The sequence below is a fragment of the Klebsiella planticola genome, from assembly GCF_000783935.2.
GTDB classification, from domain to species: domain Bacteria; phylum Pseudomonadota; class Gammaproteobacteria; order Enterobacterales; family Enterobacteriaceae; genus Klebsiella; species Klebsiella planticola.
This window is the reverse complement of the sequence record NZ_CP026047.1, coordinates 1058858-1071792: the sequence shown is the minus strand read 5'-3', so window position 1 is coordinate 1071792 and position 12935 is coordinate 1058858. Positions and strand designations below refer to the sequence as shown.

Here is a 12935-nt window from a genome sequence, read left to right as displayed (position 1 = left end):
TTATGCGTTCCCGGGTGCTGCGGGGTGAACGAAGGTAGCCAACGCACATGCAACTTGAAGTATGACGGTTTAAAACAATCGGAGCATAACAAGATGAAAGCAAAACATATCCTGCAAATCAGTGCCCTGGCGCTGGCCATGAGTGTCGCGGTGGCTCAGGCGGCGGATCGCATCGCCTTTATTCCTAAGCTGGTCGGCGTGGGCTTCTTTACCAGCGGCGGCAACGGCGCGAAAGAAGCAGGCAAAGCGCTTGGCGTGGACGTCACCTACGACGGCCCGACCGAACCAAGCGTGTCCGGCCAGGTGCAGCTGATCAACAACTTCGTCAATCAGGGTTACAACGCGATTATCGTCTCGGCAGTGTCGCCGGATGGCCTGTGTCCGGCGCTGAAGCGGGCGATGCAGCGCGGCGTGAAGGTCCTGACCTGGGACTCCGATACTAAACCCGAGTGCCGCAGCATCTACATCAACCAGGGCACTCCGCAGCAGCTCGGCGGCCTGCTGGTGGAGATGGCGGAAAAACAGGTGACGAAGCCCGCCGCCAAAGTGGCATTTTTCTACTCCAGCCCGACGGTGACCGACCAGAACCAGTGGGTGAAAGAGGCGAAAGCCAAAATCGAAAAAGAGCATCCGCAGTGGGAGGTGGTGACGACGCAGTTTGGCTATAACGACGCCACCAAATCGCTGCAAACCGCCGAGGGGATCTTAAAAGCGTATCCGGATCTCGACGCCATTATCGCCCCTGACGCCAACGCGCTGCCGGCCGCCGCGCAGGCGGCAGAGAACCTCAAGCGCCAGGGCGTGGCGATTGTCGGCTTCAGCACGCCGAATGTGATGCGCCCCTATGTCGAGCGCGGCACGGTCAAAGCCTTCGGCCTGTGGGATGTGGTACAGCAGGGGAAAATTGCGGTGAACGTCGCCGATCGGCTGCTAAAAAAAGGCGATCTTAACGTTGGCGATAGCGTGGATATCAAAGACATCGGGACGCTGAAGGTTGAGCCAAACAGCGTGCAGGGCTACCAGTATGAAGCGCAAGGCAACGGTATCGTACTGCTGCCAGAGCGCGTGGTGTTCACCAAAGAGAACATCAATCACTACGACTTCTGATGGAGGACGAGATGGCAGATTTAGACGATATCAAAGAGGGAAAAGACTTCGGCTTTGACCGGCCGCAGAAGAATACGCTCTATACGTTGAAAGGCTGTGGTTCGCTGGAGTGGGGAATGCAGTCCCGGCTGGCGCGTATCTTTAATCCGCAGAGCAACCGCACGGTCATGCTGGCTTTCGATCACGGCTACTTTCAGGGGCCGACCACCGGGCTTGAACGTATCGATCTCTCTATCGCGCCGCTGTTTGAGGAGACCGACGTGCTGATGTGTACCCGCGGGGTGCTACGCAGCCAGGTCCCGGCGGCCACCAACAAGCCGGTGGTGCTACGCGCCTCCGGCGGCAATTCTATTCTCAGCGAACTCTCCAACGAGTGCGTTGCCGTGGCGATGGAAGATGCTCTGCGCCTCAACGTCTGCGCGGTGGCGGCGCAGGTCTATATCGGCAGCGAATACGAACACCAGTCGATCAATAACATCATTAAGCTGGTGGATGCGGGCAACCGCTACGGTATGCCGGTGCTGGCGGTGACCGGCGTGGGGAAAGAGATGACCCGCGACGCCCGCTACTTCTCGCTTGCCAGCCGCATTGCTGCCGAGATGGGGGCGCAGTTTGTCAAAACCTACTTTGTCGATGAGGGATTTGAAAAAGTCACCGCCAGCTGCCCGGTGCCAATTGTGATCGCCGGGGGCAAAAAGCTGCCGGAACATGAAGCGCTGGAGATGTGCTGGCGGGCGCTTGACCAGGGGGCATCCGGCGTCGATATGGGGCGCAATATCTTCCAGTCCAGCGCGCCGCGGGCGATGTTAAAGGCGGTGAAAAAAGTGGTCCATGAGAATATGAGCGCCCGCGAGGCGTATCAGTTCTGGCAGGAAGAGAAACAGGGAGAGCAAAAATGAATGTGACGCTGGTGGAGATTAATATCAGGCCAGAGCGGGTGGCGGAGTTTCTCGACGTCTTTCGGGCTAACCATGAAGGGGCGCTAAAAGAGCCGGGCAACCTGCGATTTGACGTGCTGCAGGACCCGGAAGTGAAGACCCGTTTTTTTATCTACGAAGCTTATAAAGATGATGAGGCGGTGCTGGCGCATAAGAAAACCCCGCACTACCTGGCCTGCGTGGAAAAGCTCGACCAGATGATGTCGGAGCCGCGTAAGAAACGCAGTTTCGTGGGGTTATTGCCGGAATAGCCTTGCCCCCTGGCCTGCGGGATCTCTGCGGCGAGCGGATTATCGCAGGCCATGTTTCTGTCGAGAGGGGAGTGCTTTAAACTTTCTTTTGTATTGTGGGTAGGGTTTACCGCAATGATAAACCGGACGGTGAGTGCATTATCTTCGCGATGTATTCAACGTATTAATATATTCTGCAAGGAACTGTATATTTAAATATGAATTAGCGCTCCCGGCGGTTTGGTACAAAATAAATAAAGGTTTTTGGTTTGTTTTATTTGAGTTGTTTGTTCTTTTTGCATACATTCGGGGTTAGCCATGCTGATAGTAAGGATACTCGATGAAAGCCTCGGACTATTTAAAAATGAAGTTGCAGAGCGACAGGCAGCTAGCGGTGTATGGACAACAGGGCGTAATCTCCACATGGAAAGCAATGAAGGGCATTGGTTCTGATATTTACTCCGGGGTTGAGCGGGTAAGTTGGTATTCTTCTTGTCTTATCCCCAGATATCATGATGTTTGCGGGCAATTATACTCCGAAGAAAAAAGGATGATGTATTCCATTCGCTCCATCTATCGGTACCGTGACGTGATAGTCCATATATTCTATCTCTACTTTCAAATGGTCATAGACGATACGGAAAACGGAAATTCAAAGGGTATTGTGCGTTCTGTTGATTCAACAGCTACAAGGGTGGTTGCCCGAATGCCAGAAAGTAGGGCAGTGCAGTTGGGTCTTGCTGTTACCCTGGCCGAGGCATTATCTATGTCAGATTTAGTGTCTCGTGCGGTTGTTGAAAGGCTCGCTGCACGGGTTCCAGGTGTTGTTTGGATGTTCCAGATATTCGGGACCGAACAGAAATGTGCCCTTGCTGCCCGTAGGCTGAAAACACTGGATCCAAAATACTTCGCGATACTCTACAACGCAGAACTAGAAATGCTTTATTACTTCCTTGAACCTGTTCTATCCGAAGTTATCAAAAATGTTAAGATAAAATTTTATCAGGATTTCGATGAGTGTTATAACGCCATAAAGAGTAAGTATCATGTTTAAAACTTTACTGTCACTTATTTTTAATGAAGGACTTATTCTGGTCTGCTACATTGGGTTTGGATTTTTTTATCTTGAATTTTTTCCGACTTACTGGTTTGCTTTAACCATTTTTTCAATGATAGTACTGATCATTATATTGCCTAAATTTACGGAACGATTCGATAAGTACGATAAATAATTTCTACGAAAAGGATTTTTATGTCTAATCCAGCCTATTTATGGTTAACGGATGAAAATGGTTCACCGATGGTCGGTCCGTCGCTGGTATCAGGTCGTGAAGGGGCTATCGAGCTGAAATCGTTTACCCATAACGTCAATATTCCGATTGACGGCAATACCGGAAAGTTGACCGGCACGCGTATTCATATGCCGATTATGTTTCAGAAGGAATTTGACCGTGTCACTCCCATGCTTTACCGGGCGTTAAGTACCGGGAGAACTTTGCAATCTGCGATGTTCAAACTGTATCAGATTATTGAGGCCGGGTTAGAGCAGGAGTACTTCAATATTATTCTTGAAAATGTAAAGCTGACATCAATCACGCCGGATTTATACCCAGGGGCAGATACCGGAACGCATCTTGAAACGGTGCTTATGCGCTATGAAAAAATTACCTGGAAGCATTGCGATGGCAATATTGTCTATACAGACTCATGGAATGAGCGTGCGACATATTAACCGTATAGGCAAACGGCATATGACATGAAGGTGAAAGTCGGGCAGTACGGCATTGGTCTGGCCGGTATGACGGAATGGCAGGCGTAAAAAAGCCCGGCGAACATCGTTTTCGCCGGGCTTTTGTTGACTATCTTCAGGCTTGCTCCACAGATACCCGCAGGGCCGCCAGCGCTTTACTCGCCGCTTTGATGACCTGTTCACACTGCTCAATCGTCAGCGTCAGCGGCGGTTCAATACGAATGGTTTTGGCATTATTCAACGTTCCGGCCACCAGCACCCGCTGGCGGAACATCTCGCTGGCGAAGTTGTAGCCGATTTCGTTATCCACGAACTCAATCGCCATCAGCATCCCTTTACCGCGAACTTCATTCACCAGATCCGGGTATTCGCGGGATAGTTGATGGAAGCCGTTCAGCAACAGCTCACCTTTCTGCTCCGCCTGGGCCGGCAGATTCTGCGTCAGCAGGACGTTGATCGTGGCCAGCGCCGCAGCACAGGCCAGCGGATTACCGCCGAAGGTGGTGGTGTGCAGGAACGGGTTGTCGAACAGCACCGAGAACACCTCTTCGGTCGCCACCGTTGCGCCAATTGGCATCACGCCGCCGCCGAGCGCTTTGGCGAGGCACAGAATGTCCGGCTGAACGTTTTCGTGCTCGCAGGCAAACATTTTGCCGGTGCGCCCCATGCCGGTTTGCACTTCGTCGAGGATCAGCAGCGCGCCAAACTCATCGCACAGCTTACGCACCGCGGGCAGGTAGCCCTGCGGCGGCAGGATCACGCCTCCTTCACCCTGGATCGGCTCAAGGATCACCGCCGCGACATCATCACCGGTTTTTTTACACTCGCTCAGCAGAGTACGCATCGCGTTGATATCGCCGAACGGCACGTGACGGAACCCTGGAAGTAGCGGCATAAAAGGCTTACGGAATGTCGATTTCGCGGTGGCCGATAGCGCGCCCAGCGACTTACCATGGAAAGCGCCGCTGGTGGCCACAAACGTAAATTTACCGCGCGGCGACTGGTAGGCTTTAGCGAGCTTCAGCGCCGCTTCGACCGACTCTGTACCGCTGTTACAGAAGAAGCTGTATTTCAGCTTGCCGGGGGTTAACGCGGCCAGCGTTTTTGCCAGCATGGCCCGCAGCGGGTCAAGCAGTTCCTGACTATGAAGAGGTTGTTTAGCGAGCTGATGCTCGACGGCGGAAATCACAACTGGATTACGGTGCCCTACATTAAAAATTCCAAAGCCACCCAGGCAATCGACAAACTCTTGTCCCTGAGTGTCGACAAGCGTATTTAACCCTCCCGCTTGCCACTCTACGGCTCCGTAATCCCCGCCAGCGGTAACCGATTTTCGGTACTCTAAAAAACCGGGATTCACATGCTCTTTAAAATATTCCCTGACCTCCTGGTTAAGTGCTTTCATCTCCTCATGATCAAGCGTTCGCTTCTCAATGAGATTCAGTGCGTGTGCGCTGCAGGCCAGAGCCGATGCGCTGGAAGGTAACCTGTTCAAAGTGAGCTCCTGGGACGGGCGTATCACATGATACTGCATTAAGTATTGCAGGGATTACGCCACTTCGGCACGGCAGCTGAAAATCGGGATAAACGCAGCGCGAAAGCGCATTTGCACGAAATTTAATCTCACGGCGATATTTTTGGCATGTTTTACTCCTGAGCGGGGGACGCTACCCGTCTGGAGGCATTCCACCGCGTGCCGCCTGGTGGTGCAGATTGCCCAATATGGGGGCAGAGGGGGGACTGGCATCCCCCCGAAGAGATTAATCGAGCTGGGAAATCTCCATGGCCGCGCGGTCAATGACGGCGACAATCTGTTTCAACTGGGTCTCGCTAATGGCCTGCTGATTAACTTTTAAATCCAGAACGGCTTTAAAGTTCTCCAGCGCCCGCTTCATTTGCGGGTTTTTCCGCAGTTCACAGCCGACCATACGGGCCTGCAAACGTTCCTGAATATGGCCGAGCTGTTCCCGATTCTCGGCATGCAGAAGGCTGCCCTCTGCGGTTATGGCGATTTTTTTGCGGCCATTTTCCTCTTCGACGCTGATAAGACCCTGATCCTGAAGGAGATCGAGGGTGGGATAGATCACGCCCGGACTTGGGCTGTAGTTGCCCTGGGTCAGGTTTTCTATCTCTTTAATCAACTCGTAGCCGTGGCTGGCGTTGCGGGTGAGGATGTCGAGGATCACCAGACGCAGTTCGCCGTGGCCAAAGAAACGCTGACGGCGTCCGCCACCGCCGCCACCGCCGCCACCCCGGCGGCCATGCTCCCCGCGTTCGCTGTGTTCACCGTGGTGGCCACGTGGCCCACGACCTTCTTCATGATGATGTCGCATAGTTTGCTCCTGTATGTTTTGATATATCTAATTTATATCTAAAAAATAATGCTTAGCAAGCATGAATCTCAATATTTTAATAATTTATTGATTTTAAATGGTTTTATTTTGTCATTTGTACTTTATTGCTTTTTGCGACGGCTATATCAAAAAAAACTTGCATTCTTTTTTAATGGCAATCATTATCATTTGGGTAAAGTTTAGATATATCTATAAATCTCACGAAGGCGAATGACAATGATAAAAACGAAAGAACCTCAGTACCCGAAACGCGTTCGCAATGAGCTGCGTTTTCGCGAGTTAACCGTGCTGCGCGTTGAGCGCGTCGGCGCCGCCTTCCAGCGCATTGTGCTGGGCGGAGAGGCGCTGGAAGGTTTTGTCTCCCAGGGTTTTGACGACCATACCAAACTCTTTTTCCCGGAAGCCGGCGCCGCGTTTACGCCGCCGCAGGTGACGGAAGAGGGCATTAACTGGGGCGACGGCGTCCGTCCGGCAACCCGAGACTACACGCCGCTGTATGATGCCGAACGTCATGAACTGGCCTATGACTTCTTCATCCACGACGGCGGTATCGCCAGCAGCTGGGCGCTGGCGGCAAACGTCGGCGATAAGCTGGTGATTGGTGGTCCGCGCGGTTCGCTGGTGGTGCCGGAGGATTATGCCTGGCAGCTGTATGTCTGCGATGAATCCGGTATGCCTGCGCTACGCCGCCGTCTGCTGGGCCTCAGCCGCCTGCCCGTGCGCCCGCAGGTTACGGCGCTGGTGACGATCGGCGACGCATCGTATAAAGATTATCTGGCAGATTTGCAGGGCTTTAATATTGAGTGGATCGTCGGCCATCATTCATCGGTCGTGGCTGAACGTCTGGCGCAGGTGAGCGTGCCCGCGGAAGATTATTTTATCTGGGTGACCGGTGAAGGCGCGGTGGTGAAATCGCTGCTCGGGCGGTTTGAAAATGACCAAATTGACCCTCAGCTGGTGCGTTCCCAGGCCTACTGGCACAGTAAATAGCCTGATTCCCGGGCTACGGCGTCAGCACGTTGCCCGGGATAGCGGCTATTCCGTTCTCTCGCCCGGCTCAGCGTCGCGTTGCCGGGATATTCCGCTGCTGAGGGCGCAGCCTTAGCGGTGTTCCGCCAGCGTTTTGAAGACCTGCGCTACCGCGTGGGCGCCCGGATCCATATTGCCCAGCAGGCTGTCGCTGTTAAGGTACGACGCGCGCCCGGCGTTAGCTTTGCTGGCGTGGCAGGTGCGTTCGGCGCCCGCTTCCGCCGCGGCAAACGCCGCCTGTAAATCCATCGGTGCGACAAGCAGCGACGCCAGCGCCGGCTGTAGCGCATCAATCATCGTGCGATCGCCCTCATCCGCCCCGCCGTAAAACTTCATTTGCGCCAGACCGGCGTTTAACGCTTCCGCGACGCCGGCGCCTTGTTCCAGCTTCTGCCCGGCGGCGGTAAAGAAGATCGACATCAGCACGCCGCTGGAACCCCCCATCACCACGGTCAGACGTTCACCGATCAGGGTGAACAGGGTCGCGAGATCGCCCAGCGGCAGCTGCTGGCGCCGCAGCAGGGCGGCAATATCGCGCGCGCCTGCGGCAAAGGTGGAGCCGGTATCGCCATCGCCGACTTTGGCATCCAGCGCATTCAGGTGCGTCTCCAGGTCAGACAGGGTACTGGTTATCCGCCCGACATAGCCCGCCACGTCGTGATTGTCCGAAGGCTGGAACGCCACGCGGGTGCTACGCAGCGAAGAGGGCATCACCTCGATGGCCCGCGGCTGTACCGGCGCCTGCCAGCTGGCTGTTTCCACAGCGGAAAGCAGCGCCTTTTCAATGCTCTCCTCCAGTACGATGGCGGTTATCGAGAAACCTTTCATATCCAGCGCCGTCACCAGCGACGCCGGGCCAATCAGCCAGTCGATCCGCTGATGGAGCGGCGTGTCGGCCAGCTCACGGGTCAGAATCGCCATTTCCGCCACCGACACGCCGCCGAGGTTGTTAAGCATCACCGCCAGGCGGCCGGTTTGCGGCAGGGCGGCGGTCAGTTTCTCCACCATCAGGCGGACAATCTGCGCGCTGTTCTGGGTGGCGATGACCGAGGCGCCGGGTTCGCCATGGATGCCCATGCCCAGTTCTGCCCGATCGGGATGGTGGCGTGGCGCCGTTTCAGCCTCCTGCGGCAGATGACAACTGGAGAGCGCGAGGCCCAGCGTGCGGGTCTTGTCCGCCGCATACCGGGCTTCGCGCAGCACGGTGGCAAGATTGTAGCCACGTTCGGCAAAATAACCGGCCACTTTATGCACCAGGATAGTCCCGGCAATCCCGCGCGGATGCTTGTTATCCGGCAACGAAATATCGTCGCCGACAATCAGCATTTCGACGTTGTAACCCAGGCGACGTGCTTTCTCTGCGGCGAGACCAAAGTTAAGGCGATCGCCGGTATAGTTTTTGACAATCAGCAGACAGCCCGCTTCGCCGGTCACCGCCTGAATGGCGGTCAGCACCGCATCCACGCTCGGGGAAGCAAAAATATCGCCGCACACCGCGGCGGTGAGCATCCCTTTGCCGATAAACCCGACGTGGGCCGGCTCATGGCCGGAGCCGCCGCCGGAGATGACGGCGACATTGCTTTTGTTGAGATCGCGACGAACGACCACGCGAATCGCCGGGTCGCTCTCCAGACGCGCCAGGTTGTTCCACGGGCTGGCAACGATCGTTCCTTCAATAACATCGTCGACGAGGCGGGTGCGCTGATTAAAAAAGAATTGAGACATAACGGTTCCTGGTGGTTGAGCGAAAACAGAATCCCCGGAGGCGGAGCCTCCGGCGTGAAGAATGGCGTACAGAGAGTGACAAATGGACAGCTACGTGCGGATAACGCGTTTTCCGGCGACATCCAGGGTAAGGGATTCACCGTCACCTATCTGCTGCAGAGCGTCTCCCTGCTGACACAGGCAGACGATCCCGGCCTGACGGGCGATGATCGCGCCATGGGATGCCTCGCTCCCTTCCCGCAGACAAATCCCCTTGACCAGGCGAGGATCCAGCTGCAAGACAGTGGAAGGAAAGAGATCGTCGGCGATGATAATCGTCGGCTCATGCACCGCCAGCGGCTCTTCGCTGCTGCCTTGCAGATGGCGCAAAGTCCGGTGAAGCAGATCGTCGATATCAATATAGCGCGCCTGCAGATAGGCATCGTTCAACTGGCGGTACTGCTGGCTGAGATCGGCCAGCACCTGATACCACGCCCACTCCGCATTGCATTGTTCCTGGCGCAGGATATCGCAGGCGGCTTCATAGAGATCCGGGTCGTCGAGCAGCGTGTGGTGGCCGGAGAAAATGGCCGCGATATCGGCAGAATAGCGCTCTTCCGCCAGAGTGGTCAGCGCATTGAGATCGTCCAGCGTCTGGCCGATCGCCTGCTGCAGGCGCCGCTGTTCGTTGGCGATGTCGGCGCCGGTTTGTTGGACTGGCCGGGGGGCAGGCAGCGGATAGCGGAGCGCTTTGCCCTGAACGCGCGCGGCGGTCGGGGCAAAGAGCGCTGGCGCGGCGTCCGGCTGCTCGCCAAAGTTCTCCGCCGCCAGCGCCTGAAATGCCGCCAGCGCCGCTTCGGCATCTGGCCCGCGGGCCAGCAGCCTTAATGTATCGTTGCAGCGTACCTGCAACAGGGCAATCTGGTTAATGCTGTCCGGTGAGACGCATTTGCCGCCTTTCTCCAGCACCAGATCGGCATTGAATCCGGATAACGCGGCCACCAGCCGCGATGCCGGACGAACGTGTAAGCCGTTATGGTTTTTAATGACCACGGAGACGGACTCGCCGCTCAGATCGTCGGCCAGCGGCGTGGCCTCGGGGCCGTTCTGTGCGAGCGATGGTAACCCCAGCTGTACGCGCTTAGCTTCCAGGGCGTTCATGGCGTCGGCGATCACTTTATCGATATCCGATCCGGTGGCGGCGCTGACCGTTGCCGCCAGAGTGCCTTCGACCAGCGGCGCGGCGCACAGGCGAACCTTCGCCGCGATCGCCGGATCGAGGAGATCCAACGCGGTTTCCGCGCTGAGCAGGGCGCTGCCGATATCCATCATCACCAGCACGTGGTCGGTATCGGCGACGGATTCAATGGCCTCCATCACCTTAATGGGATCGGTGCCGATCGGGTTTTCAGGATCGTCAATGCCGGCGGCGATCGCTAGCTTACAGCCGTCGCCAGTTAACATCTGCCGGGCCAGTTCTCCGACACCTTCGCCCAGTCGGGCGCTATGAGAAACAATCACCAGGTTTACCATCGCGTTATCCTTACTCTTTGGCTGCGGCAGCCAGCTCCTGAATCATGAACATCACCGAGGTTGCGCCCGGATCCTGGTGCCCGATGCTGCGTTCGCCGAGGTAGCTGGCGCGGCCTTTGCGGGCCTGCATGGTGATGGTAGAGCGGGCGGCTTCCTCTGCTTGTGTCGCGGCGGCATCCAGCGCGTGCTGAACCGACAGGTGCTGTTCGCTGGACTGGCGCAGTGACTCGACGACCGGTAGCCAGACGTCGCACATGGTTTTATCACCGGGTTCCGCTTTCCCCCGGTTGACCACGCCGTCCGCCCCTTCGCGCATCATCTGGTACAGCTCTTCGAGGGTCAGACTCTGGTGAGCCTGTGTCACCTGGGCTGCGCGAATAAAGAAGGTGCCGAACAGCGGGCCGCTGGCACCGCCGACGTTGGAGAGCAGCGTCATTCCGGTGTTCTTAAGAATAAAACCGATATCTTTATCGGCAATGGACGGCAGTTTTTCCACCACCTTGCTGAAGCCGCGATACATATTCAGACCGTGGTCGGCATCGCCAATCTCTTTATCCAGGCCGGTCAGAAAATCTTTCTCTTTGGTAAAAATGTCGCCGCAGCGATAGAGCCAGTTAACGATTTGCGTTCTGTTCAGTGACATGTCGTGCTCCTTAATGGCCCCAGTTCAGCGCCGGGGTATGAACGGGGGCGTCCCATAACGCCAGCGTGTCGTCATCGACTTTCAGTAGCGTGAGGGAGAAACCCACCATATCCAGCGAGGTGCAGTAGCTGCCGATGAGGTTGCGCTCGATGGTGATGCCACTCTCCTCGCAGCGCTTGGCCAGACGGTTGTATACGCCGTACAGTTCCGACAGCGGGGTGGCGCCAAGGTTATTGACCAGCGCGATGACGCGGTCGCCCTTCTGTAGCGCCTGTTTGCTTTGCGTGACGTCCTGCCAGCTTCCTTTGACGGTATCCCACTGACGCAGCGTGCGGCTGTAGGTGCCGTTCTCCAGCAGGGTGTCGAACATCTCATCAACGGTGCGGTCAAGAGAGCTGAAGGGGCGACGATTGATACCCGGCTCGCCGTGGATCCCGACGCCGAATTCCATCTCATTATCCTGTAATTCAAACGATGGCTGTCCGGCGGCCGGCACGGTACAGGCGCCTAGCGCCACCCCGATGGAGTGGCCGAGGTTGTTAAGCTTGCGACCCAGCTCAGCGCAGGCTTCCAGTGAATCGCCGCGTTCGGCGGCCGCGCCGACCAGCTTCTCAATCAGGACGGTGTTGGCGACGCCGCGGCGTCCGGCGGTGTAGAGGCTGTCTTTGACCGCCACGTCGTCATCGATGACGACGGTGGTCACCTTAACGCCGCTTTCGTGCAGTAGTTCGGTGGCGGTTTCGAAATTGAGGATATCCCCGGTGTAGTTTTTGATGATCAGCAGCACGCCTTCGCCGCCGTCGATATTCATCGCGCACTCGAACATTTTATCCGGGGTCGGGGAGGTGAAAATCTCGCCCGGACAGGCGCCGGCAAGCATACCTTTGCCAATATAGCCGCAGTGCATCGGCTCGTGTCCGCTGCCGCCGCCGGAGAGCAGTGCCACTTTCCCGGCAACCGGCGCATCGGCGCGGGTGACATACACCGGGTCCTGATGCAGCGTCAATTCAGGATGGGCTCTGGCGAGGCCAAGCAGTTGTTCACTCAGTACATCTTCGACACGGTTAATCAATTTTTTCATTATTTATGCTCCGTCGGAGTGATGCGATGCGGCCTCTCTACCCGCGGAGGCGGTCATCGTGTAGGGGTATCGTCTGGCGTGAAGAACGACCCGGCGACGTTATGATTCTGGCTGAGTTAACGGAAAAAAAAATGTCGCGAAAACGAGTTTCATAACGGAACGTGGTTATTTATTTTTGTTCCGTTATGAAACGTTATCGCCGATGAAAAGAGAAAAATGCGAGCTAAGGCTGTTTTTTCGCCCTGCGTTCTTCTGCGGTAGCCGGGGCGGCGGATCCTTTTTTGATTTGTTTTCTGCTGTCGGGGGCAACAGTGTTGGCAGATTATCCGTTTTTTTTTGTAGCATGACGGCGAATGGACGGATCGGGATCGCAATCCCGGCGTTTTACGGCAATTGATGTTCCAATATGGAACGGTAAAAAATATTCTCTGTTTCATATCAGAACAAAAACGGGAAAAATTTTTTTGTTCACTGCTCGCCCTACAGTGTTTGCATCGCTCCGGCCACGATCCCGTTTCCGCCATCAACCGCAGGCTGAACAGGATGACGCCAGGGCTCATCATGTA

General features: G+C 56.0%; 12 protein-coding genes. 6 read left to right on the top strand and 6 right to left on the bottom strand.

The annotated features are described in order from the left end of the window. Positions 1 to 93 precede the first annotated feature (93 nt). From lsrB to MC50_RS05085, 5 genes are all read left to right on the top strand, one after another. Positions 94 to 1107 carry an autoinducer 2 ABC transporter substrate-binding protein LsrB gene (lsrB, locus tag MC50_RS05110; RefSeq protein ID WP_032690642.1) on the top strand — a complete coding sequence of 338 codons (1014 nt, stop codon included), beginning with the start codon at positions 94 to 96 and terminating at the stop codon, positions 1105 to 1107. Positions 1108 to 1118: 11 nt separating this feature from the next. After that, positions 1119 to 2006, top strand: a complete 888-nt coding sequence (lsrF, locus tag MC50_RS05105; protein ID WP_004867885.1) for a 3-hydroxy-5-phosphonooxypentane-2,4-dione thiolase — start codon at positions 1119 to 1121, stop codon at positions 2004 to 2006. Continuing rightward, positions 2003 to 2296, top strand: a complete 294-nt coding sequence (gene lsrG, locus MC50_RS05100; protein ID WP_032690643.1) for a (4S)-4-hydroxy-5-phosphonooxypentane-2,3-dione isomerase — start codon at positions 2003 to 2005, stop codon at positions 2294 to 2296. Before lsrF ends, lsrG begins: the two co-directional genes overlap by 4 nt. A 319-nt stretch (positions 2297 to 2615) precedes the next feature. Further along, entirely contained in the window at positions 2616 to 3329 is a 714-nt protein-coding gene (locus MC50_RS05095; RefSeq protein WP_047663517.1) for a hypothetical protein, read from the top strand. Between the two features lie 198 nt (positions 3330 to 3527). Continuing rightward, entirely contained in the window at positions 3528 to 4007 is a 480-nt protein-coding gene (locus tag MC50_RS05085) for an Hcp family type VI secretion system effector (RefSeq protein ID WP_032690646.1), read from the top strand. Between the two features lie 133 nt (positions 4008 to 4140). On the opposite strand, the gene ygjG is transcribed toward MC50_RS05085, so the two are convergent. Beyond that, positions 4141 to 5520 carry a putrescine aminotransferase gene (gene ygjG / locus MC50_RS05080; protein ID WP_032690647.1) on the bottom strand — a complete coding sequence of 460 codons (1380 nt, stop codon included), beginning with the start codon at positions 5518 to 5520 and terminating at the stop codon, positions 4141 to 4143. A gap of 265 nt (positions 5521 to 5785) precedes the next feature. Next, the gene (locus MC50_RS05070; protein WP_047663516.1) at positions 5786 to 6358 is read right to left on the bottom strand and encodes a PadR family transcriptional regulator; all 573 of its coding nucleotides are present in this window, start codon (positions 6356 to 6358) and stop codon (positions 5786 to 5788) included. 237 nt (positions 6359 to 6595) lie between these two features. Between MC50_RS05070 and MC50_RS05065 the strand changes: the two genes are divergently transcribed. Continuing rightward, positions 6596 to 7369, top strand: coding sequence for a siderophore-interacting protein (locus tag MC50_RS05065; protein WP_046853431.1), 774 nt, complete (start codon positions 6596 to 6598; stop codon positions 7367 to 7369). A 111-nt stretch (positions 7370 to 7480) separates the two neighbouring features. Here the strand turns inward: MC50_RS05065 and MC50_RS05060 are convergent, their stop codons facing one another. The 4 genes from MC50_RS05060 to dhaK all read right to left on the bottom strand — a co-directional run bounded on the left by MC50_RS05060 (position 7481) and on the right by dhaK (position 12369). Continuing rightward, positions 7481 to 9133, bottom strand: a complete 1653-nt coding sequence (locus MC50_RS05060) for a glycerone kinase (RefSeq protein ID WP_047663515.1) — start codon at positions 9131 to 9133, stop codon at positions 7481 to 7483. Positions 9134 to 9223: 90 nt separating this feature from the next. Next, positions 9224 to 10645: a dihydroxyacetone kinase phosphoryl donor subunit DhaM gene (gene dhaM / locus MC50_RS05055; RefSeq protein WP_099001546.1), complete on the bottom strand. Its 1422-nt coding sequence runs from the start codon at positions 10643 to 10645 to the stop codon at positions 9224 to 9226. A 10-nt stretch (positions 10646 to 10655) separates the two neighbouring features. Continuing rightward, positions 10656 to 11288, bottom strand: a complete 633-nt coding sequence (gene dhaL, locus MC50_RS05050) for a dihydroxyacetone kinase subunit DhaL (protein WP_032690652.1) — start codon at positions 11286 to 11288, stop codon at positions 10656 to 10658. Positions 11289 to 11298: 10 nt separating this feature from the next. Further along, complete coding sequence (gene dhaK, locus MC50_RS05045; protein ID WP_047663514.1) at positions 11299 to 12369, bottom strand: dihydroxyacetone kinase subunit DhaK; 1071 nt, start codon at positions 12367 to 12369, stop codon at positions 11299 to 11301. Between the last annotated feature and the right edge of the window lie 566 nt (positions 12370 to 12935).

What these genes read in the sequence shown, in the direction of transcription:
- MC50_RS05060 (WP_047663515.1), bottom strand. Translation starts at nt 9,133, where the DNA reads ATGTCTCAATTCTTTTTTAATCAGCGCACCCGCCTCGTCGACGATGTT.
- MC50_RS05070 (WP_047663516.1), bottom strand. Translation starts at nt 6,358, where the DNA reads ATGCGACATCATCATGAAGAAGGTCGTGGGCCACGTGGCCACCACGGT.
- MC50_RS05095 (WP_047663517.1), top strand. Translation starts at nt 2,616, where the DNA reads ATGAAAGCCTCGGACTATTTAAAAATGAAGTTGCAGAGCGACAGGCAG.
- lsrB (WP_032690642.1), top strand. Translation starts at nt 94, where the DNA reads ATGAAAGCAAAACATATCCTGCAAATCAGTGCCCTGGCGCTGGCCATG.
- dhaK (WP_047663514.1), bottom strand. Translation starts at nt 12,369, where the DNA reads ATGAAAAAATTGATTAACCGTGTCGAAGATGTACTGAGTGAACAACTG.
- dhaL (WP_032690652.1), bottom strand. Translation starts at nt 11,288, where the DNA reads ATGTCACTGAACAGAACGCAAATCGTTAACTGGCTCTATCGCTGCGGC.
- MC50_RS05065 (WP_046853431.1), top strand. Translation starts at nt 6,596, where the DNA reads ATGATAAAAACGAAAGAACCTCAGTACCCGAAACGCGTTCGCAATGAG.
- lsrG (WP_032690643.1), top strand. Translation starts at nt 2,003, where the DNA reads ATGAATGTGACGCTGGTGGAGATTAATATCAGGCCAGAGCGGGTGGCG.
- MC50_RS05085 (WP_032690646.1), top strand. Translation starts at nt 3,528, where the DNA reads ATGTCTAATCCAGCCTATTTATGGTTAACGGATGAAAATGGTTCACCG.
- lsrF (WP_004867885.1), top strand. Translation starts at nt 1,119, where the DNA reads ATGGCAGATTTAGACGATATCAAAGAGGGAAAAGACTTCGGCTTTGAC.
- dhaM (WP_099001546.1), bottom strand. Translation starts at nt 10,645, where the DNA reads ATGGTAAACCTGGTGATTGTTTCTCATAGCGCCCGACTGGGCGAAGGT.